Source organism: Bacillus sp. FSL R7-0166 (genome assembly GCF_038008935.1).
Taxonomy (GTDB): domain Bacteria; phylum Bacillota; class Bacilli; order Bacillales; family Bacillaceae; genus Bacillus; species Bacillus altitudinis.
In genome coordinates this window covers 830048-851621 of record NZ_JBBPAC010000001.1, presented here as the reverse complement: position 1 = coordinate 851621, position 21574 = coordinate 830048, and the positions used below count along the sequence as shown (strand labels likewise).

Here is a 21574-nt window from a genome sequence, read left to right as displayed (position 1 = left end):
CCGGTCTGTTTATAAAAAGGGAGGAAAAATGATGAAATCTCAAAATGTGATCATTATCGGCAGTGGTGTAGCAGGATTGGCTACTGCTTTATTTTTAAAAAAGGCTGGAATGGAAAGTACGATTTATGAAAGCAGGTCAGATGAAGAATTAGAAACAGGAGCAGGTTTTTTACTATCTCCGAATGGGGTAAAGATTTTGGATGGAATCGGGTGTAAAAATGAAGTGATAGCAAATGCAACAGTGATAAAGAAGATCCAGCAAATAAACAGTGAAAATGAAATAGAAGCGATCTTTCACAATTATAGTGAAAAATATTATGATGCCCCTTTACTGAACGTCATGAGAGACCAAATCATCAAATCACTTTTAAAAGAAGTTCACCGCCAAGGAATAGAAGTGAAATACAACAAAAAGTTAACCTCGATCAAACAGCAGCCTCATTCCGTTCAGGCTCTTTTTGAAGATGAAACTGTGATAACAGGTGATATCGTAATAGGAGCAGATGGAACTTTTTCTAAAACAAGAGAGGCTATTGCGTTTAATGCTAAATTAGACTATAGCGGTTTTTGGGGACTACAAGGAGTATCGTTTGTGAAGGATTTTGTATTGGATGAGGCAACAAGTTATTTTTACAATGACGGAAACTTTCAATTCATTTTTGGGAAAGCGCATCCAACAAATAAAATGAATATTTTATGGCAAGCTTTCTCTCAGTGTCCTGAGAAGTTACCTACAAAACATTTTGAGAAAGCCAATCAAGAAACCATCCGACAGTTATTATATAAACAAATGGAACATTGGAACATTCCTAAACACCTTTCTGACATCATCGATCATACAAACATGTTCTTTCCAAGAAGTATCTATGAAATAAAGGATTTTCCTGTGTGGTCAAAAGGACGTGTTGTTCTTGTAGGTGATGCGGTACATACGGCGAACCCTTTTGTTGGTCAAGGAGCATCGTATAGTCTAGAAGATGCCATGCTCATAGCAAAGATGCTAAGGGATCATGATTATCGAGATGCGTTCTATTATTATGAAAAGGATCGAAGAAAGAGGACAGAAGAATTGAATGCGCTATTTCAGCACATGAGTATTCAAAACGATATTGATAAAAAAATGAACGAATACACGATTGAATGGGATGAAGAAACTTACGTATGAGATGAAAGATAAAAAAACACCACTTATGCTGAAAAGTGGTGTTTCTTGTTTTTTCTCCGTGCATATAAAATCGCAACGATCAAACTGACGAGTGAAATCAATGCGAGAATTCTGATATAAGGCGGATAGTAGGTTAGCACGATCTCGTTTTTGCCTTTTTCTATTGGAAAACCGATAAACGCATAATTGGCTTGTTCAATATCGGTTTGATGGCCGTTCACCGTGAGCTCCCAGCCTTTTTCATATGGAACAGGCAGAATCATATAATCATCGCCGCGCTTGTTCTCATAAGAAATCGTAAAGCGGTTATTTTTAAGTTTCACCTGCTGGCTGCCATCATCCTGTTTTTCTTTTTCATATGCCCGCGCAAGGGTGCGGTAAGGCTCATGATACAGCTTTAATTGACTCAGCTCATACGTCCCTTTTGGAACTCGTATGGAAAGGATTTTTTCCGCAGGGACTCGGATCGTCACGTCATTAACGCCTGTTTTGTAGATAGACGTATTGCTTTTGCGTGATGTGACGTAGTCATCCACAGATAACTGAAATCCTTCGTTACGGTCGGTCCGCTTCACATAAAAGCTCACATACACATCCCCCATGCGAGCGATATCATCTGGAAGGGTGATATTCAGTCCGCCCGTTTTCCCGTATACATCAAGCATGCCATTTTCGTATACCGCTTGTTCAGTATGAATGTTTGTATCCTTTATTCGATCAGGCGATTGGTCGATTTCAGCATTTCCTTTTTTGTTTAAGATCACACCTTGCAACATCGCATGTTCTTTATCAAGTGCTGACGCATGCTCTAGTGACTTTTCTGAATAGACAGTACTCGTTGTTCTTGCAAATGGGAGCGGGCGTGTATTTTCATACACTTCATAATGTTCGCTTTCCAATATGGGCTTAAAATAAACCGGCGGTGAGAAAGACATCGATTTGTCTCTCATATAATACTTCCCGTAGGTCAGACTGTATAAATTCGCCCTGTCCCCCATTGTTGCATACCGGCTGACACTTTCCCGTCCCATATCAATTTGCAGGTCATTCCAGTAGAAATGGAGCAGATGCTGATTCAATATACTGGAATACGCACTCATGCCTTGAAAGCCTTCAAATAACGGGGTGTTGTTGCGCACGCCGTTCATCCAATCAATCCGGGCAAGCGGATCTTCTTTTGAGCGGCTTTGAATCTGCTGAATGAGCTTCATTTGCTCATGTCCAGCATACGCCTCACTATTCAGATACGTATCTGATACGCTCTTAATATTGCTTCTTTCAAATAAGTAGCCCTGCTGATACACGCCTGCTGTCAGTAAGCTCACAACGATGAGCACAGCTGAAAAGAGACGAAGGTGCAGACGTTTCCCAGCATGTATCGAGAGGAAGAACAAGCTGATCACAAGCAGTCCTATTCCGGTAAATACAACAACATCCATATTTCCCTTTGCTCGTTCTGAAAGGGCGACTGCGAGAAGGAATACAATCCAAGCGCCTAAAACCGCACGTGTTTTCCACTTCCACTCCATTTGCGAGAAATGCTTGATGGTGATGGCTACGACTGCTCCAACTGTAAAAGCAAGAATGTATTCAAATCTGTACTGCGGTGCAGAAAAACCATTAAACACGCTCGCCATCTTTGGACTGTAGTGAAAAATGATCAGCAGAACACTGATCGATGTGAACATGAAAAACCATCTGTTCCGGTATAGCGGAACGAGAAACAGACAAATCAGAAAGATGACCGGCAATAAATACACCCTGCTTGTAAACAGCAGATGATCATGCAGCTCGAACCAAGGAATTGCCTGTTCATACGGCGGTCTTACATTATTGAGAAAGCCGTAAACAGACGGGATAAAAAAGGCAGCACTGATCCCAAACGATAACAACGTAGAGATCGCAAGGGTCCAGAACACCTTCCAGCCTCGCTCCTCGCTTTGGAGCTTAATCATATATCTGAAGACGAGATAAATGGCTAAAAAGATAAAGTGAATGTAAGCAAAGTAAAAGTTATTGATCAGCATGAGACTGCAAGCCGCAATAAACCAAGCCGGCTTGCCTGTTTTAAAAATCCGTTCAACCCCGAGCACAAGCAGCGGAAGCCACATCATGCTGTCGGTGAAAAACTCCCAAAACGTTTGATGCCGAAAGTACACAATAGACAGTCCGTAAATACCGGCACCTGTCAGCGCCCCCAGCCTATGCTGCACAATCGAAAGGAGCACACGATATGCGATGAACAGAATGACTGTCAGCTTGATCACACTCAGCCAAATAACAGCATTTGCCCAAAAGTGAATGTCTGTTGACTGTATAAGGTGAAGCGCATTCAACAGCCAGACGACAGCGACTGTGACCATAAAGACCATCGACGTTGTAAAATAATAACCTAATTGCGTATATGTACCGCCGCCTAGACCAAATTGATAGGAATAAAAGAAGTTTCCTTTGACGTATTCATCATACAGCAGCTTTTTAAACGGGAGCATTTGCGAAATGCCATCTCCATCTCCCGTCATATATCGGCCTTGCGTATATTCATATAAGAAAAAGGAGTGTCCTAATAAAGCAAGAATGAGGCACATTCCAATGAGTATCCATCTACGTTTCATCATCTAAATCCTTTCTCCAAAAGATCCACTGTTCATTGAAACAAAACAACCCAGCAAGCGATTCGTGCTTGCCGGTTATTTGACTCCACGTTATTTAAATAACTGCGTTAACACTCGGTCTTGTTTTTTTGAGCTTGTCTCTTGTTCCATGACATTTGATTCTTGAATTAAGTAATGCGGCCTCTTTTTCGTTTCATAGTATATTCGGCCAATGTATTCTCCAATCACACCTAGACTCAAGAGCTGGACACCACCTAGGAAAAGCACAGCTGAGATTAAAGTGAAATAACCCGGTACCATGATGCCCGTTCTGACGATTTGAATAAAGGTCGCCACGATGTAAATCAAAGAGAGAAATAAGATCAAAATACCCGTATAAAAACAAATACGCAGCGGGCGGTTGTTAAAGGAAATGACACCATCAATCCCGTAGTTAAATAATTTCTTCAGTGACCATTTTGTATCACCATGCTGTCTTTCCACATTTTCATAATAGATGACCTTTTCTTCAAAGCCAATCCAGCAAAAAAGGCCTTTTGAAAAACGATTTCCCTCTTTCAGTTGAAGCAATGCGTCGATCGCTTGACGGGAAATTAAACGGAAATCTCCTACACCATCACGCAAGTCCACTTCGACCACCTTGTTCATCACTTTATAATACATCGATGATAGGTAAGAACGAAGCTTGCTGTCCCCTTTACGGTTTCGTTTGGCAATGACTTGATGATAACCTTCTTCGTAGCCTCTAACAAAATCCTGAATCAAATACGTTGGGTGCTGCAGGTCGGCGTCCATAATGATCGCAGCTTCCCCTTTTGCATGCTCAAGACCTGCTAAAATTGCAGCTTCTTTCCCAAAGTTACGAGAAAAGGAAATGTATTTGACTTTTGCACTTTTGTGAGAGAGCTCTCTCATGTATTGAAGCGTATTGTCTTTGCTTCCATCATTCACAAAGATGATTTCAAAGTCATAATGAAAATCGCGAAACTCTTCCTCGAGTGCCTCAAAGATTCGTCTGATGTTTTCACCTTCATTGTAAGAAGGAATTATAACAGAGAGCAGTTCCCGTTCCATATCGCACCTTCTCTTCACTTTTTTCACATAGTCTGTTATGTTCATTATTCCTTTTTTGTCAGAAAACGAAACCCTTTTTTATTATCCATAAATTTCATGTATCCTTAATCGTTACATTATATCAGAGTTTTATTTCCAGTGATTTTCACCAACATGAATTTAATGTAATTTTAAGTTTATCCATTGTAAAAAGCCTGTAATTTTGATCACAGACTGGGTATTGTTTCATAAAATTGTTTGGTCAATTATATATTTTCCTGTTTATTGAAAAAATGAGTGGAAGTGAAAAGGGCAACCCTTTTAATGCAGCAGCCCTTTGTCGTTTTGTTGCAGATGCTCATTTGCCTTCGATTGTTTATTTTGAAATAAATGCAGCTGAGCGCCGTAGCTCTCGATCCATTCTCGGACAATCCGTTCAGTCGTTTCTTGTCCTTTATACTTGCGGCCAGCCTTTGCATAGGTTGTTTCAAAATCACTCCAAAGGAGCTCTACCCATGTACGTGCTTCTTCATATGTGAGCATATTGTTTTTTTCCATTAGTTGTTCGGTTAATCGCTCAAAATATTGTTCCATACTGGTTCCTCCTTCATCTAGCAGAAAGTGCCTTTTTAAAAAAATCTCTTTTTTCATATACTACCCTTACGTCTTCAAAAGACGCAAATGATTTGTATTGTTTGGAGGGAATCAGTATGCGTAATAAAGCAAAGGGCTTTCCAAATCAAGTGAATCACAAGTTTGAAGGCGAACCAGGGGCCACAGATGCTTATGCGTCTAAAAGGCCGAACGGTGAGACGAATACACGTCCACAGGAACGTATGAGGGCATCAGGGAAACGCTAATTTTTCCAAAGGGAGTGCTTGAGATATGAGTTCAAATGGGAAATCGTATATGGAAGACTTTGTTCAATTAAGAACAACCGCTTACCCTCAACCATGGGCGAATGCTAAACATTCTGCCTCTCAGGTCAACGGAGAAACGCAGCAAACGCAGCACGACATCGTACTTCAGAACAACGTCCGTAAACAACGTTCGAAGTAAAGAAAAGGACTGATCTCTAGGGATCAGTCCTTTTGCGTAAGCATTGAAATCGGCAGGGCATCTTCTTTATTTGGCACTGATACTCTGTAGCCCCAAGCAAAAACACCATTTAAATACTCCACATAAAACTGCTCGTCTGTATCTTTGATGTGATAGGTCGTTTTGGTCTGAATAGCAGCTGGATCTAATAAATAGGCTTTCGCCATGTCAATTTTCCGCTCCAACACGGCAAATTCATTCACAATGCCTAGCTGCTCAGCCTTTCTTGCTTTTTCAGAAAGAGCGGCAATCTCCTGCTTTAATTCGTATTCTGTCATTTCACTATAGCGTTTTTCCATCTGTCATTCCCCTTTGTCTAAAACGTGATCAATTGTATCAAGATCAAAACCTTTTCGGTAAAGGAATTGCTTTACTTTCATTTTTTTCTCAAATGATCCGTCATATCCTACCTTGCGTTTTGCCTTCTCAAGCATATAGTGAAGGGCTTCTTCTTCCTTTTCCTCTTCTTGTCCATCATAGGCTTCTTGAAGGGCTTTATCAATAATATCAAATGAAAATCCTTTTCGCTGAAGCTGCAATTTGATACGCTGTTCAATTTCTTTTGCGGACCGGTTTTTCTCTTTCTTAACCAGCTTTAGCACTTGTTTCACTGCTTCCTCTAGCTGCAAATCATTCGGATATTGCGATAGTGCTTGTTCGATGGTGTCATCGTCTATGCCTTTCAGCTTTAATTCTTTTTTTAGCACTGACGGGCCTTTGCTATTCGTTTTTCGGTGGGTGCTTACATACGCTTCTGCAAATTCAAGATCATTTACATACTTATAATGTTTTAATTTGTGTATAATTTCACTAATAGCAGGTGCTGGTATGTCTTTTTTCGTCAAGTAATCGGTGACTTCTTTCACTGATCTCATCCGATACGATAAATAATCGACGGCCTGCTGAAATCCTTTTTTTACTGCATCACCGAATTGAATCTCTATGATATCGGCTTCGTCCAGCTCTTTTCCCTTTTTCAAATCATGCTGGACGAGCACATCTAGATCAACGCTAAAAGCGTACTTTTCATCAAGAAAGATGTTCACGCGTTCTGTATTGTTTTGCTGAGCAGAGATTTTCGTAATATAGGGCATCCTGTGATCACTCCTTTTTTCAAACAGTCAGGATGTTTCTTCTGATTCAAAATCGTGAAAGATATAGGTATGTATATGAGAGGAGAAGATGTCAATTGAATATCGCCATTACCGGAGGAACCGGGTTTATCGGCCAGCATGTCACAAAGGTGCTCGCAGCTGAAGGACATCATCTATATATTCTAACAAGAAATCCAAAGGAATCCGAACAAAATCATTTACATTACGTGCAGTGGCTGACAGATGGTGCTAAACCTGAACATGAATTGCCTGCGATTGATGTATGGATTAACCTTGCTGGAAAATCCATTTTCACACGCTGGACGGACAAAGCAAAAAAAGGCATTCTCTCCAGCCGTATTCAATCCACACAAGAAGTGAGACGCATTATAGAAGCGCAGGAATCGAAACCATCTGTGCTCATTCAAGCAAGTGCTGTCGGTATCTACGGCACTTCCAAGACAGAAGACTTTACGGAGGAGGCCCCTCCAGCCGATACAGACTTTTTAAGTCATACATCTAAACTTTGGGAAGCTGAAGGGCAAAAAATTGAGGCGCTCGGTATTCGCACGGTTTATACACGCTTTGGGGTAGTGCTAGGAGAAAAAGGCACACTTCCTCTTATGACCTTGCCATACAAGCTGTTTGCCGGTGGAACGATTGGCTCTGGCTCGCAATGGGTATCTTGGGTTCACGTGGAGGATGTAGCACATCTCATTGCGTATGCCATTCAACATGAACACATATCAGGTCCACTCAATGTCACATCTCCAAATCCTGTTCAAATGAAGCAGCTGGGGCAAACTATTGCATCTACCCTTCATCGCCCTCACTGGCTGAAGGTGCCGTCCTTTGTTATCAAAACCGCACTTGGCGACATGTCATTGCTTGTATTAGAAGGCCAACGTGCTCTGCCGAAAAAGGCACTGCTTTCTTCTTATGAATTTTTGCACCCTGAGCTAAAAGAAGCGATTTTGCATTCAGAGGAATAAATTTTGTCAAAAACACCCATCCTATTAAAAATGAGATGAGGGGGCGATTTTGATGAAGAAAAAAGAACACCAGCCGACTTCAAAACTGAAGAAAACCCAGGAAGTTCTGTATCAACAGGAATTCAAAAAAGCGGAAAGAGCAGCAGAAAAAAGAAACAAATAAAACGGATATTCCTCTTTTACAAGCACATAACTAAAGTGATCTTGTAAAGGAGGGAAAAGCTTTGAAAAAAGACCAACACAAAAAATCCAACCACCAGCTTGCGGCACAAGAGACGGATGGCGAATATGTTGAATTTTCCAAAGAACTTGCAGATCCGAATGACGTAAAAGCGATGGCACGTATGAAAGCAGCCGATCAGCGTGCCAAAAAACAATAAGTAAAAAAAAACAGACCCTATCAAAAGGTCTGTTTTTATTTGATTTCAGTTAGCAGGCTTGATGCCTTCTGACGTGACTTTTCCTCAGGCACCTCTTCTGGATAACCGATGTGAAGAATCGCGGCAAAGCGTTCGTTTTCCTTTAATCCCATATCCTGTTGAAACCCTTTGTCGTATAAGATACGGCCGCTCTTCCATACCATACCGATTCCTTGATCCCAAGCCAGCAGCTGGAAGTTTTGAATGAGCGCACTCACAGCGGCAAAATCATCATTTCTCACAACTGGATTTTCGTCTTCTTTTAGAACAACAAGTAAAAGTGCTGGTACTTTAGAAAAATAATCTATGTACTGATTAATCTTTTCTTCTTTTGCGTCTGGATTGTTGCGTTTAAAGAAAGCAATAAACCGCTCAACAAATACCTCTTTCGCTTCATCCGTCACTGCATATAAAAAACGCCAAGGTTCCGTGATTTTATGATTGGGTGCATAGACTGCGTCCTCTAATAATGGCTGAAGCTGTTCAATGCTCACCGGCGTTTCTTTGAATTTTCGAATCGATCGTCTATATCTGACAGCGTCTCGAACCGTTAACGCTTCTGTTTGTTGTTTTGTTTCTGGCATATATGTCATCCTTTCAATCAACCTTAATTGAAATTGATTCTCATTCACATTATAAACATGATCATGTGCTGTTTGCAAATAAGACCTCACCTCTCTGCTAAAAAGTTGTTTGCCTTTTTCAAGTAATGTTACAATCATATTACGTTTTAAACAAATTTTGAGAAAAAAGCCAAGATGATGAAATGATTTCAGGTATTTCCACTTTGTCTCATGCGGCTATTTTTTCAAAAAGCTTTCAACCCATGATTGGAAGGGAGGCTTCTGGATGGAATGAAAATCAATATTGGGCAAATCATCAAACTCTATCGTTATAAACAAAATATGACCCAATCGGAGTTGGCAGAAGGAATTTGTTCTGTCTCTCATTTAAGTAAAATTGAAAATGGCTCAAAAGAGGCCAATCAAGATACGATCAATCTTTTGCTTGAACGGCTTGGAATTAGTCAAGAAACGCTGTCGCAAAAGGCGCGTCATCTGTTGTCATTACTCGATGAGTTTCAGATGAACATGTATTTCTATGCGCTCGATCAAGCAGAGCAAAATGCAGAAATGATCATTCATCACGAGGAACAGTTCTTTTCGCTAGATTTAGGGATTCAGTATCATTTGTCCTTATTTCAATTTTATTTATTAACAGAAAAACAGCAGCTTGCCTTAAAAACGCACCGCGTGCTTAAGAAGTTTGAAAAAACCTTTATTGACACAGAAAAAGAAACGTTTGAATATCTAGATGGCATCCACCAGATTAAAATCGGTCAGCTCGAAGAAGGATTGAAAAGACTTGAAAGCTGCTTTTCTTACGCTTCTGTTGAACAGAGCGACCTGTATTATCACTATGCAAAAGCACTTGGAGCTATGGGGCATCTCGGTGATGCGCTTGAGGCTACACATCAAGCAATGGATTTGTATAGACAAAAAAATAATTTCAAGCGGGTCATTCATTGTACACTCATTCATGGGGTCATCTCACTGGAATTAAAGGCCTTTCAAACAGCTAAAAGATATTTAAAAGAAGTGATTTTACACACGTCGCTTCACCCTGATGCTTATATTAAGATGACAGCTTATTTTTATTACGGGGTTCTCTTAAAACGCCAAGGAGATTTCTCATCCGCTGTGCCTTATTTACTAGATTCACTCAATTATTTTAATCAAGAACAGATAGAAGATCGTTACTGTGAAACGCTTTATGAAATCGCGACATTGTATGCGGAATATGATCGCAAAAAGGCGCTTCCATACATACACGAGCTGCTCAAACAGCCTCGTATTCAACCTAACTGTTTATATATGATTAAAATCTATAAATTGATGATTGAAGAGAATCCTCATGATTTGAAAACTTATTTAGTAGAAGCAGCGATTCCTTACTTTGAACACAATCAGCTCCACAATGAGTACTTGTTTGCTCTTAGAACCTTGCTTTCCTATGCGGCTTCTGAGCTTGATAAGCGTGCATATATGTCTTACACAACGAAGCTGCTTGATCACTTAGCATCATTTATCCCATATTACAAAAAAGCATGACCTTCTGCCGATCGAAGGTCATGCTTTTTCTATGATTAGATGGTCTTTTGTTGATCTGTATCGGGACGGGTGACTTGTTCGACAGAATGAATGTACCGTTTTCTCGCAAAATAATCGTAAGCATGCTGCCCAAAGCCAAGCCAAATGCTGAGTACAATGAATGGGACCGTTCCCCATAATGCAGGGATGTGACAAGCCATTCTCAGCCAAGTATAAATCCCTGAGTTTTTTTGATTTTTCGCTAAGGAAATAGATACGATTCGTTTCTCTGCCTTCTCTTCACTAATTTTATTCAGTCTCAGCAGCTGTGAGTGTCTAAATGATTCAAAGTGAATTCGGTTTTTCCAATCGAGTGATTTCAACAGGTCAATCGCTTTTGCACATGAAGGACTTTGTCCGTCATAAAACACAAGCAGTCTGAGTGATTTGATGGAACGCTGTTCTCTTTTCTTTGATTCAGCGAGCTTCTTTTTTTCTTGATCGAGATAGATGATTTTTTTCATAAATTGATCGCCAGCCCTTTTCCTTCATTTATTTTTTTTTAGTTCGTTCAAAGGAGATTACAACTAGATTACTATAGTTGCTGGGCCTCTTGTATTGGGAAAAAGCCATCCGACGTGCGTTATATGAGCCTTTAGATAAGGGCAAAATAGCTGTTTTCATGGCATATATGAGGTTTTTCAACTAAAAGTGGTTGGGAAAATCGTGATGCTTTGCGGTTTTCTGCGGTATTTGATAGAATTCTGCGGTTTTTCTACATCTTTATGCGGTGTTTTGTAGGTGAAACGCAAAAACAAGATAAAAAAAGACTACTTCCCATTGCGGCGAAGTAGTCTTTTGGTTTATATTTTTGCCAAAACTTCTACTATTTCTTTCTCAATATCTTTCCATAAGTAACGATCTGTCGTATAGTGATGTGCGGCTTCTTTCGCAAACACTTTAAATGCTTCCTCAAAATCGGGTGCATCTTTATCCGGCTTTTTCTCGTCGACAAAGCGCTGAGCTTCTGCTGAGCGAGGTCCCCATTTCCCCACTTCTTTCCCGTCCTGATCAATGATGACGATAATCGGAATCGATCTTGCGGTCCCGTTCGTTAAATACTGATCCATCAGGTCTAGATGCTCGTCCCGAATGAAATAGCGCGCATCAATCAGTGCTTCATTTGCAATACGCATGAAAATAGGTACATTGACCATCGCATCGCCGCACCAATCTGCCGTGATCACAAGCGCTCTCAGTTTTTTCTTTTGAAGTTTTTGAAGCAGCTCTTTTTCCTTTTGATGAATTGCGTACTGGTTGTACACCGTGAGTAAGTTTTCACGATTTTTCTCCATGTTGTGTACATATGTACGTTCAGCTAATCCCTTTGTAAACCATTCATTTAGTGTCATGTGAACATCCCCCTTACCCTTCAACTTTACCACTTTTGCTATTCTTTTGTCTAAAAAAACCTTCACCTAGTGAAAGGTAAAGGTTCTTTGGACTTATGGACGCCGTTTTCGATTTGGGTCCATTCCTATCAGCTTAGTGACGAGCACCATTGTGACAGGCAGTGATGTATTCTTTTTATACGCTAAATATTTTCCGCGCCATTCTGGTTTATATTTCTGTTTAAACGACCGTAAGCCGCTGAAACTATACATATATCTGACGTTATTGAAGATAACACTCGCCAAACGTTCTGTCAGAAAGGACTGGTGGAACGTGCCTACATTCGATAATGGCGCCATTCCCATGTTAAAGGATGTGTAGCCTTGTTCTTTCGCCCATTGGAAGAGGTGGATAAACAGCGCATCCATCATCCCGTTCGGTGCATCATGCATATGACGCATGAGGTCGATGGATATCTCTCCTTTTTGGTACATCGGCATTAAGGACACAAAAGATATGATCTGTCCTTGTTCATCCTTTAAAATCGCAATCGGTGCTTTTTGAATGTAGTCTTCATTGAAATAGCCTAATGAAAATCCTTTTTCTTTTTTCTTGCCCAGCCAGCTGTCAGAGATTTGTTTTAAGGTTGAGATCAATTCCTCTGAAAAGGGCGGCTCCAGCATTTCAAACGTATAGCCTTCTCGTTCAAATTTATTTGCGACAGCCCGTAAGTTTGATTTTTTCTTTCCTGACAAAGAGAACGTTTCTAAATCGACCATGGCTTCTTCCCCAAGCTTAAAGAAGTGAAAACCTAGGTCATGATAAAGCGCCATTCCTTCACGTTCTACTTGATAAAAAGCGACACGATAGCCTGCTTTTTCTGTCTGCTCCAAAAATTCTTCCAGTACAAGCGGATAAGAGGCTCTACGCCCAGAAGGATCTCCAAGCACAATAACGCAGCGGCCAATCCGGCCAAACTGAAGCATCGCCTCTCCATCACTTGAGAAAAACAGCTTTTTGTCTCCCAAAAAACCTAGATGACTAAGAGCATTTCCTCCCTTTTCTTCGAGAAAAGTTTTTAATTTTTCTTCATCTGCTTCTTCGCCGATTGGAACTGCTTTTTTATTAAAAATCAATTTACTAATGAAAAAGAAAAGAGGGACGCCAATTAAAGCAATCATACTGGTCATCGTGATATGCCGTTCATTATGAACCAAATAGTCCTTGCTTAGGAAATGACCAATTTTCATCCAAATGAAGTTCCCAATGACATTATAGTTAAACAACACGAGTAAATATCCGGCGGCGGCGGCCACAAACTGATTCAAAGAATAAGGGGCCTGCTGCTTCACAAATTGATTTCGAAGCGAGAAAAATACCACCATGATGACCGGCAATATAAAGATCAAACTCAAGTTAAACCCTTTTAGTAAAGTAAACACAAAGCCGCCTGCTAGGGCAATCATTGTCAATAGATAAGACCGTTTTGTTCTTTTATACACTTCAATGGACAAAATCATTAAAATGATCCCGAACATTAAAGAAAGACCATTAAATCCTGATAACAAAAAGCGTGGAATGGTTGTGATCACACCTAAACGATCAACAGGAAGCACAACGGAAGCCATAATGAGCAAACCGCTTCCAAACGTTAAAATGGACAAAGATCCGTACAATAAACGGATGAGCAAAGCTCGGTGCAACACAATTAAGACGTTTGTTGTTTCAATAGCAGGCGCCATTCTCGGATTGCCTTCAAGACGCCTGAGTGTTGTTCCAGTTAAATCGTATGCCGCTAGACAAAGTCCAAGAATAAACGGGAAAATGGAGTAAACGAAGCGGTACAAGACAAGCGCTGTCAGCACCATCTCTTTATCAAACCCAATGTATTGCATACTGAGTAAAAAGATCAGATCAAACGAACCAAATCCGCCCGGAACCATACTGATTAAACCGCCGATTGACGCAATCGCAAAGACGCCTAATACAATACGGACATCAACGTTCATCCCCATAGAGACAACAGCCATGTACATGACAAGACCAGCTGCCAGCCACTCTAAAAACGATGCACCAATATAAGCATAGATCGGGTGCTTCAGTCCGTTTTCACCGCTCTCAATCGAGCTTTTTCGAATGGACGCCATGATGATGTAAATGGGCACAATACAAGCAAAAATAATGACAAATGCCCATAACCACGGCTCCTGACTAATAATACTTTCAACTGGCAAGACCCTAACTAAAATCAAATCACTGAAAATAGATAAGCCCAGCAGAACAGAGGATGTTAAAAGGGCAATGCCTTTCAGCAGTTTTTTCGTATCGGTTATGTATTCCTTGTATAGAAGCGTTCTAAGCCCTGCTCCTGATAAACCACCGAATCCAAGTACACTGTTAAAGGAGTTGGCGATCCAAGAAATTCGGATCGTTTTCCAGCCGCTGATGGGCATATCAAGGCTTTTTCTTAAAATAAAATCATATAAGGACATGGATAAAACAGCGACAAGTCCAAGAAAGACAAGAATAAACAAGTCCATTCGATTCAAGCTGTCAATAATATAAAACGTCTTTTTAATGGAAAGGCCGCTCAGCTCCTGCTTGGCGACAAAAATTAAGACAAGGATGATCACGATCGGAAAGAGCATTTTTAAGATCGTCATACCCGTTTTTTTGTTCCACATGTTTCTCCCAACTTTCTAAGTTGCTTCATTAATTTCAACTGACCATTATTATACAACAAATACCACTTAATTCATGCAGTTTAACATTCAAAAGCTTCATGATACTTTCAATTAGAAGTAAAAATCAGTAATATAAAGAAAAGAGCCGCTTAAAGGAAGTGAACAAGCGTGGAATATAATATTCATGACACCACCGTACTAAAAGAGGAAATCCTATCTCCTGAGGAAAAAAAGACATGGGTGCTGTATATGAAAGTGCTCACTGCTGCAGGACTTGGAGATGTTTCTGAATGGATGAAGCTTGATATGAGTATGCCTCAAATGAAAGTACTCATGCTGCTCAATAACCATGGCTCTCTTAAAGTGTCCGAAATTGCTGAAAAAATGGGGGCTTCTTTGTCCAATATGACAGGGCTGCTTGATCGGTTAGAACAATCGAACTTTGTGGAACGAAAGCATTCTGAGCGTGATCGTCGAATCATTGTCGTAGAATTGACAGAGGAAGCGAAAAATATTTTCAGAAGTATTTATCAAAAAGGGCATGAAAAAATTAAAAATTCCCTGCAACGGCTCAATGACGAGGAAAAAGAAAAAGTTAATGAAGGTCTAGCCATTTTAGAAAAAGCACTTCGTCCTGAACGTGGCTAAAAAAGAAAAAAAGACGGTCACTTGAGGTCCGTCTTTTTTCATTCTTCTTTTCCTTGTTTATCTGGGGTGAAAAGATATTGACGAATGACTTCCCGATCATCCCACAGGAGATAACCTAAACCGATAATGAGAAAAATGATGCTGATCCACGTACCGCCTGGGAGTATATCTTCCAGTTCCTCGATCGTTCTTACTGTGCTTACATTTCCACCATAACGAATCTCAAACAAAACGAATTTTGCTATATAAAACAATGCCGCCATGCAGATAAACATAGCGCCGACAATTCTTCTACTAGACATGTGTTGACTCCTTTACTTCCACTGATTTCTTTTGATTAATTCCGTGATATGGGCGAGATGATGCTGTGAATGCCAGACGTACATTCCTGTTGCATCATATAAGGACACCGTTTGTTGATCGGCCGGATGGTAATATGCAGCGTTGAAATCTTCCTCTGTCATCTCGCGAAGTAATGTGACCCACCGGCGATGCAGACTGCTGATTAACGGCAGTGATAGGCTGATAGGCGCCTTACTGTCAGGAAGTGAAGCAAATGCCTCCTGATCATATGGACGTATGTGCGGTGTTTCTTCTGTCAGCGCAAGCTTAAATCGCAAGTAAGCGTTCAGATGGCTGTCCGCTACGTGGTGAATGAGCTGACGAACAGTCCATCCACCTGGCCGGTATGGGGTATCCAGCTGATCATTTGTCAATGGGACAACTGAATCTTCATACTTTTGAGGAATGAGTGCCAGCTCATCAATCCATGCCTCCAGCTGCTTTTTCGTTTGTTGGTCCACCGGTTCATATAAGCCAATCGGATATTGTAATGATGTCATCTACTGCCCCTCCTTAAAATCCTTCTAGAACAAATTTACCTATCATCTTCCCTTGCTCAAGTGTTTGATGTGCCTGCTTCAAATTGGCGGCATTGATGGGGCTGAGCACCTTTGTTAATGTATGTTTTAACTTCTTCTCTTCAAATAATGTACTCGCTTCTTTTAAAAGCTCGTGCTGCTTCATCATATCCGATGTTTTGTACATCGGCCGTGTGAACATGAATTCCCATACAAATGCAGCACTTTTATTTTTGAGTAATTGAATGTCTAAATGCTGCTGATTTTCAACAATGGTACAGATCGTCCCTTGAGGTTTAATCGCTTCTGCCATCCCTTTGAAATGGCCATCTGTATCATTTAAGCATAAAATGTAATCCACTTCGCCAATCCCTTTTTCCTGAAGCTGCGCTAAGAGCGGCTGGTGATGGTCAATGATATGATCAGCCCCTAATGAGAGACACCATTCATTTGTTTCAGGTCTTGAAGCAGTGGCGATCACAGTCGCTTTCGCTAATTTGGCGAGTTGAATGGCGATAGAGCCCACTCCGCCTGCTCCACCGATGATCAGCAAGGTCGAGCCTTCTGCATTCCGCTTCATATGCATTCGGTCGAATAGCGCTTCATATGCCGTAATTGTTGTAAGAGGCATGGCAGCTGCTTCGGCAAAAGAGAGATTTGCAGGCTTTTTCGCCACAATTCTCTCATCCACAAGCTGGTATTCACTATTTGAGCCTTGTCGCGTGATATCTCCTGCGTAATAGACGTGGTCACCCGGCTGAAACAACGTACACGCTTCGCCCACTTCCACCACCGTACCGCTTGCATCGTAGCCAAGAATTTTCAGTTTTTCTTCTTTCTGATTCTTCGGTGACCTCACCTTTGTATCCACTGGATTCACCGACACAGCCTCTACTTTCACCAAAATATCCCTGCCAGCTGCTTTGGGCTTTGCCACCTCCTGATCGATCAAGCTTTGTTCATGCTCAATTGGCAAATACTCAAATAGTCCAACTGCTTTCACTCGCTCGCACTCCCTTTCTCCATGCTTCTTTTCCACATTTTATCATACATTTCTGATGCTGATGGATCAGTCAGCAAGCGATTGCACATTTAGGAGTTCTTCAAAGCCCTTCGTTCCCTCACGATGTAAGAAGGTCGAGCCTTTTGTAAAGAGAGGACATAGGTGAACCAGCCGCTCGATTTAAAGAAGTACTGAACATAATAAAACTGAATGTGCTGAAAGAAAACGACGATGAACAGAAAAATTGTGAATAATAGCGTCACAATGTCTCCCTGCATCAATCCACTGATCAATAACATCACAAAACCGAGCATCATGAGCTGTTCGAGCCTCTGCATGATCAGGATAACGAGATGTCCCCGTTTGGTTAGGTCACCTGATTGACGCTTTCGAATGTTTCTTGATTTATAAAACCATACGATACTTGTCACTAGATGATGAATGATAAAAAGAGCGATCATGACCATCAATAAAGGAGTTGATTCAAAAAGATCTTTTATAATGAATGGGATCACCAAAAAATAAAATGCGGTAAATGCGTGTCTAGCTGATAAGAGAAATAATTGTTTTTCTATGTATCGCTGCATGTGTCTCACCTCTATATGTAGTACGTCTCATTTGTCATAAGGTTCCTTCTGCCTATCAAAAAAGGATGCCCTGAAAAAGGCATCCTTCATGAATCAAGCTTAAAATGCAGCACTCAGTACGACAGGACCTTGCGGAAGCTTGTTATCCTTTTTTGGTTCAAGGGTGACAGCCACAGTATCCCATGATTCGTTTGCTTCTTTTTCAGATAATGCATAGGTGACGGTGCCCTCCCCTTTGCTATCTGTTTTAAAGGCACCGGCCGGAACGGGCTGATCTCCTTTAATGAGCCATACTTGATAAACAGCTGATGAATCAAGCTGGCCTTTTAATCCGTCAGCACTCACGACAAGCTCTTTTTTGCCGTGATGCTCAATCACTGAAAAAGCACCCGTTGTTTTTGCCGATTCAGCAGATGCCAGTGATTTTGTCGCAACAACTTTGACAGGTTGTTCTGCTTGTTCTGTTCCATTTGTTAAGAAATACACGTTCCCAGCTGCAGAAATGAGAAGTAGTGCGGCAACGAGAGGCAAAAGCCATTGATTTTTCTTCTTCATTGGCGGTTTCGTCTCATTTGCATCACGCACTATTTTGAGATCTTGAGGCGGGTTCGATGTTGCAGCGATTGTTGTCTCTGATATCTCTTCTTCAAATACTCTTGATAAAATGCGGCCTTTCATCCCTGCCGGAGGCGTTTCGTCCTCTGCTAGAAACGGAATATCAGACATGAGCGATGTCAGTTCTTCAAGCTCTTCTTTGCAATCCGAGCAATGTTTGATGTGTTCTTCAAACTGCGTCTTTTCTTCTCCTTGTAAATGCCCGTTAAAGTAATCAATGACTTGATGTTTACACTGAGTCATGCCTCTTCCTCCTTTCCTCCGCGAGACAGTTTCGTTCGTAAATGCTTCAATGACAACCGAACTCTTCCCTTCACCGTTCCAATAGGGATGCCTAGTTTTTCCGCAATGCTCTTTTGTGTCATTCCTTTAAAATAAACATCTTCGATGATGGTTTGCTGTTCTTTCGACAATGTTGATACTGCTTCACGTATGATTTGTTTTTCTACGTTCCATTCTACTTCTTTTGACACATCTTCTTGATGATCTGCCAAGTATTCAATATGCTCATCTTCAAGAGCTGTTTCATTTCGGTGTTTCCTTAATAGATCGATTGCCGTGTTTCGTGACATCATAAATAACCATGAGGAAAATTTCCCTTTATCTGTATTGTATTCTCCTATGCCGCGCCAGAGCTTGATAAAGACTTCTTGAAGCACTTCCTCCGCCAGCTCACGGTTTCCAGTCATTTTATAAATAAACGAATATAACACACGTTCATAGCGATCGTACAATAATTCAAGCGAGGGCTTATGTCGATCATGTTTGATCTTGTGATACAGCTCAAAATCCTTCAGTGTGTCCATGGTCATCTCCTTCCTTTTTCATGAGAAAGAGCATTATGCATTCATCATGAAATCTTCACGTATGGCTCATCACCCAAATTGCTGAGATCAGCCTCCTTTGTACTTTACTCTTTTTTCAAGGAGAAAAAAAGAGCGCTGAAAAAGGAAATGTGTTCCTCATGAGAATGTACTTACTAAACGGATGGATTGACCATTTGGATCACCCACCTCAAGGAAAGTCAAGAATCCATGTGTTTCATTCACTGTTCAGTTGATTTTAGCAAACTCTCGTCAGGCTCTCAATTTACATCAGGTAGAACACATCCTTTCATCATGTCATAATAGAACGAAATAGGAGAACTGGAGTGTCCGTCAATGATTGTAACGATTGTTCTTTTTTTATTAGCTGGTCTGGCTGAAATAGGCGGCGGTTATCTTGTCTGGCTGTGGCTGCGTGAAGCAAAACCCGTCAGCTACGGAATCGCAGGTAGCCTCATCTTGGTCGCTTACGGCGTCATCCCTACATTCCAGCAGTTCCCGACCTTTGGGCGGGTTTATGCGGCCTATGGCGGTGTTTTTGTCGTTCTCGCTGTGTTTTGGGGCTGGTGGGTCGATCGCAAAACCCCTGATATGTACGACTGGATGGGTGCTTTGATCTGTTTAGCTGGTGTCAGTGTGATGTTATTTGCCCCCCGCAGTTAATGGTCGGATGATGATCACACGCTAAAAAGCCGGCAATATGCCGGCTTTTCCTCTTTTACATTCTAAATTGTGTTTCATATAAACGCCGGTACATCCCGTCCATTTCAAGCAGGTCCTCATGCCTGCCTTGCTCCTTGATGCCCTCTTTTGTTAAAACTACAATCCGGTCAGCATGCTGGATGGTCGCTAGGCGATGCGCAATAATAAACGTGGTTCGTCCTTCAGATAGTTCTTCAAGTGAGCCCTGAATAAAGGATTCTGTCTCCGTATCCAGAGAAGATGTGGCTTCATCTAAAATAAAAATTGGCGGATTTTTAAGAAAGATACGTGCAATGGAGATACGCTGTTTTTGTCCGCCAGATAACATCATTCCGCGTTCACCGATGATCGTATCAAGCCCATTTGGCAAGCTATTTACAAGATCCTTCAGTTGGGCTTTCTCCACTGCCTGCCACACTTCTTCATCAGATGCATCGAGTTTTCCGTATAAAATGTTTTCTCGGATGGTCCCATGGAATAAATAAATATCTTGCTGGACGACACCAATTTGTCTACGCAGCGAAGGCAGTGTCATCTTTCTTGTCTCTATGCCATCAATTGTAATGATTCCCTCCTGCCATTCGTAAAAGCGTGGCAGTAAACTGCAAAGCGTCGATTTTCCAGCACCAGAGGGACCTACGACCGCAATGGTCTCTCCTTGTTTCACCTCAAGATTGATGTCATGAAGAACCGGTTTGTCTGATTCATATTGAAAAGACACGTGCTCAAAAACGATATCCCCTTTTAACTGATCAACTTCAATGGCATCATCCGCGTCCTTTTCATCAGGTGATTGATCGATGAGTGATGCAAATCGTTTAAAGCCCGCTGCACCTTTTGGATACATTTCAATGACTGCATTGATTTGTTGAATGGGTCCTAAGAAGATGCCTGTTAATAGTACAAATGACACAAATTCCCCATACGTCATATTTTTTTGCAGCACAAACCATGCGCCGCATACAAGGCCAAACACTGTCACACTCTTAATAAGAAAATGACTAACAGCGGTATGCACAGCCATCATTTGATATGTGGTTAGCTTTGTCTTTCTAAATTGCTCGTTATGTTCAATAAATCGGTCCATTTCATGTGATTCATTTCCGAATGCTTTCACAACCCGTATGCCACTAATATTGTTTTCCACACGTGAATGGAATTGACCAATACTCGAGAACATTTTATCAAAAGCAGCAGACATTTTTTTCGTAAAGTAGACGGATAATCCGATCAAGAATGGAACGACAATAAATGTGAGAACTGCCAGCTGCCAATTAATCGACAGCATCAAACCAAAGGCACCTGTGAGTGTCATCACAGCGATAAATAAATCCTCCGGGCCATGATGCGCAATTTCTCCAATATCCATTAAATCATTTGTCATACGGGACACGAGTTTTCCCGTTTTCTTTTTATCAAAGAAGCGAAAGGACATTCTTTGTACATGAGAAAATAGCTGATTCCTCATATCCGTTTCTATATTAATGCCTAATTTGTGCCCAAAATAGGTCACGACATAATGCATCGTAGAACTGATCACGTATAAAACGAGGAGCAGAATGCCCCAAAACCAAATGGCATCCCAATCACCATTTGGCAGTAAATCGTCCATCACTTTACTGATGGCAAGGGGAAAGGATAATTCGAGTAAGGCTGCCAGTACCGCACAGGAAAAATCTAATATAAACAGCCCCATATATGGTTTGTAGTATGAGAAGAAACGCTTTAACAAT

At 41.1% G+C, this 21574-nt stretch carries 25 protein-coding genes; 9 read left to right on the top strand and 16 right to left on the bottom strand.

Annotation, left to right across the window (positions count from 1 at the left end):
* Positions 1 to 31 precede the first annotated feature (31 nt).
* Positions 32 to 1165 (top strand): FAD-dependent oxidoreductase, encoded by a 1134-nt coding sequence (locus NST01_RS04260; RefSeq protein WP_110487604.1) that lies wholly within the window; start codon positions 32 to 34, stop codon positions 1163 to 1165.
* A 23-nt stretch (positions 1166 to 1188) separates the two neighbouring features.
* Here the strand turns inward: NST01_RS04260 and NST01_RS04255 are convergent, their stop codons facing one another.
* The 3 genes from NST01_RS04255 to NST01_RS04245 all read right to left on the bottom strand — a co-directional run bounded on the left by NST01_RS04255 (position 1189) and on the right by NST01_RS04245 (position 5427).
* Positions 1189 to 3783 carry a YfhO family protein gene (locus tag NST01_RS04255; protein WP_341041569.1) on the bottom strand — a complete coding sequence of 865 codons (2595 nt, stop codon included), beginning with the start codon at positions 3781 to 3783 and terminating at the stop codon, positions 1189 to 1191.
* A gap of 87 nt (positions 3784 to 3870) precedes the next feature.
* A complete protein-coding gene (locus NST01_RS04250) occupies positions 3871 to 4854 on the bottom strand; it encodes a glycosyltransferase family 2 protein (protein WP_017366872.1) in 984 nt (327 codons plus the stop codon).
* A gap of 300 nt (positions 4855 to 5154) precedes the next feature.
* The gene (locus NST01_RS04245; protein WP_017366871.1) at positions 5155 to 5427 is read right to left on the bottom strand and encodes a YfhJ family protein; all 273 of its coding nucleotides are present in this window, start codon (positions 5425 to 5427) and stop codon (positions 5155 to 5157) included.
* Positions 5428 to 5543: 116 nt separating this feature from the next.
* On the opposite strand from NST01_RS04245, the gene NST01_RS04240 reads away from it, so the two are divergent.
* The gene (locus NST01_RS04240) at positions 5544 to 5693 is read left to right on the top strand and encodes a small, acid-soluble spore protein K (RefSeq protein WP_003217849.1); all 150 of its coding nucleotides are present in this window, start codon (positions 5544 to 5546) and stop codon (positions 5691 to 5693) included.
* 25 nt (positions 5694 to 5718) lie between these two features.
* On the top strand, positions 5719 to 5892 hold the full coding sequence (locus NST01_RS04235; protein WP_003217811.1) for a YpzG family protein: 174 nt from the start codon (positions 5719 to 5721) through the stop codon (positions 5890 to 5892).
* A gap of 23 nt (positions 5893 to 5915) precedes the next feature.
* Here the strand turns inward: NST01_RS04235 and NST01_RS04230 are convergent, their stop codons facing one another.
* On the bottom strand, positions 5916 to 6230 hold the full coding sequence (locus NST01_RS04230) for a YfhH family protein (RefSeq protein ID WP_326115523.1): 315 nt from the start codon (positions 6228 to 6230) through the stop codon (positions 5916 to 5918).
* A gap of 3 nt (positions 6231 to 6233) precedes the next feature.
* Complete coding sequence (gene recX, locus NST01_RS04225; RefSeq protein ID WP_035391276.1) at positions 6234 to 7025, bottom strand: recombination regulator RecX; 792 nt, start codon at positions 7023 to 7025, stop codon at positions 6234 to 6236.
* Between the two features lie 95 nt (positions 7026 to 7120).
* On the opposite strand from recX, the gene NST01_RS04220 reads away from it, so the two are divergent.
* From NST01_RS04220 to NST01_RS04210, 3 genes are all read left to right on the top strand, one after another.
* Positions 7121 to 8017, top strand: a complete 897-nt coding sequence (locus NST01_RS04220; protein ID WP_024720284.1) for a TIGR01777 family oxidoreductase — start codon at positions 7121 to 7123, stop codon at positions 8015 to 8017.
* Between the two features lie 52 nt (positions 8018 to 8069).
* The gene (locus NST01_RS04215; RefSeq protein WP_017358836.1) at positions 8070 to 8180 is read left to right on the top strand and encodes a YfhE family protein; all 111 of its coding nucleotides are present in this window, start codon (positions 8070 to 8072) and stop codon (positions 8178 to 8180) included.
* A 61-nt stretch (positions 8181 to 8241) separates the two neighbouring features.
* A complete protein-coding gene (locus tag NST01_RS04210; protein WP_008341997.1) occupies positions 8242 to 8397 on the top strand; it encodes a YfhD family protein in 156 nt (51 codons plus the stop codon).
* Positions 8398 to 8432: 35 nt separating this feature from the next.
* On the opposite strand, the gene NST01_RS04205 is transcribed toward NST01_RS04210, so the two are convergent.
* Positions 8433 to 9020, bottom strand: a complete 588-nt coding sequence (locus tag NST01_RS04205; RefSeq protein ID WP_341041568.1) for a nitroreductase family protein — start codon at positions 9018 to 9020, stop codon at positions 8433 to 8435.
* A 270-nt stretch (positions 9021 to 9290) separates the two neighbouring features.
* Here NST01_RS04205 and NST01_RS04200 point away from each other — a divergent pair, with 270 nt between their 5' ends.
* On the top strand, positions 9291 to 10547 hold the full coding sequence (locus NST01_RS04200; protein WP_035391280.1) for a transcriptional regulator: 1257 nt from the start codon (positions 9291 to 9293) through the stop codon (positions 10545 to 10547).
* Between the two features lie 35 nt (positions 10548 to 10582).
* Here the strand turns inward: NST01_RS04200 and NST01_RS04195 are convergent, their stop codons facing one another.
* From NST01_RS04195 to mprF, 3 genes are all read right to left on the bottom strand, one after another.
* On the bottom strand, positions 10583 to 11050 hold the full coding sequence (locus tag NST01_RS04195; protein ID WP_007496690.1) for a thiol-disulfide oxidoreductase DCC family protein: 468 nt from the start codon (positions 11048 to 11050) through the stop codon (positions 10583 to 10585).
* Positions 11051 to 11389: 339 nt separating this feature from the next.
* Positions 11390 to 11938 (bottom strand): thioredoxin family protein, encoded by a 549-nt coding sequence (locus tag NST01_RS04190; RefSeq protein WP_008341670.1) that lies wholly within the window; start codon positions 11936 to 11938, stop codon positions 11390 to 11392.
* A gap of 93 nt (positions 11939 to 12031) precedes the next feature.
* Complete coding sequence (mprF, locus tag NST01_RS04185; RefSeq protein ID WP_046342993.1) at positions 12032 to 14602, bottom strand: bifunctional lysylphosphatidylglycerol flippase/synthetase MprF; 2571 nt, start codon at positions 14600 to 14602, stop codon at positions 12032 to 12034.
* Between the two features lie 168 nt (positions 14603 to 14770).
* Here mprF and NST01_RS04180 point away from each other — a divergent pair, with 168 nt between their 5' ends.
* A complete protein-coding gene (locus tag NST01_RS04180; protein ID WP_008341672.1) occupies positions 14771 to 15250 on the top strand; it encodes a MarR family transcriptional regulator in 480 nt (159 codons plus the stop codon).
* 38 nt (positions 15251 to 15288) lie between these two features.
* Here NST01_RS04180 and NST01_RS04175 read toward each other — a convergent pair whose 3' ends face one another.
* The 6 genes from NST01_RS04175 to NST01_RS04150 form a co-directional block, all read right to left on the bottom strand.
* A complete protein-coding gene (locus NST01_RS04175; protein WP_035391285.1) occupies positions 15289 to 15552 on the bottom strand; it encodes a hypothetical protein in 264 nt (87 codons plus the stop codon).
* A gap of 12 nt (positions 15553 to 15564) precedes the next feature.
* Positions 15565 to 16092 carry a YfiT family bacillithiol transferase gene (locus tag NST01_RS04170; RefSeq protein WP_265786187.1) on the bottom strand — a complete coding sequence of 176 codons (528 nt, stop codon included), beginning with the start codon at positions 16090 to 16092 and terminating at the stop codon, positions 15565 to 15567.
* Between the two features lie 13 nt (positions 16093 to 16105).
* On the bottom strand, positions 16106 to 17113 hold the full coding sequence (locus NST01_RS04165; RefSeq protein WP_181891243.1) for a zinc-binding alcohol dehydrogenase family protein: 1008 nt from the start codon (positions 17111 to 17113) through the stop codon (positions 16106 to 16108).
* An 89-nt stretch (positions 17114 to 17202) separates the two neighbouring features.
* The gene (locus NST01_RS04160; protein ID WP_326115530.1) at positions 17203 to 17700 is read right to left on the bottom strand and encodes a hypothetical protein; all 498 of its coding nucleotides are present in this window, start codon (positions 17698 to 17700) and stop codon (positions 17203 to 17205) included.
* Between the two features lie 99 nt (positions 17701 to 17799).
* Positions 17800 to 18558, bottom strand: a complete 759-nt coding sequence (locus tag NST01_RS04155) for an anti-sigma factor (protein WP_326115532.1) — start codon at positions 18556 to 18558, stop codon at positions 17800 to 17802.
* Positions 18555 to 19121, bottom strand: coding sequence for an RNA polymerase sigma factor (locus NST01_RS04150; protein ID WP_181891240.1), 567 nt, complete (start codon positions 19119 to 19121; stop codon positions 18555 to 18557). Before NST01_RS04150 ends, NST01_RS04155 begins: the two co-directional genes overlap by 4 nt.
* 354 nt (positions 19122 to 19475) lie before the next feature.
* On the opposite strand from NST01_RS04150, the gene NST01_RS04145 reads away from it, so the two are divergent.
* A complete protein-coding gene (locus tag NST01_RS04145) occupies positions 19476 to 19802 on the top strand; it encodes a YnfA family protein (protein ID WP_007496671.1) in 327 nt (108 codons plus the stop codon).
* Positions 19803 to 19857: 55 nt separating this feature from the next.
* Here NST01_RS04145 and NST01_RS04140 read toward each other — a convergent pair whose 3' ends face one another.
* Positions 19858 to 21573 (bottom strand): ABC transporter ATP-binding protein, encoded by a 1716-nt coding sequence (locus NST01_RS04140; RefSeq protein ID WP_326115535.1) that lies wholly within the window; start codon positions 21571 to 21573, stop codon positions 19858 to 19860.
* Between the last annotated feature and the right edge of the window lies 1 nt (position 21574).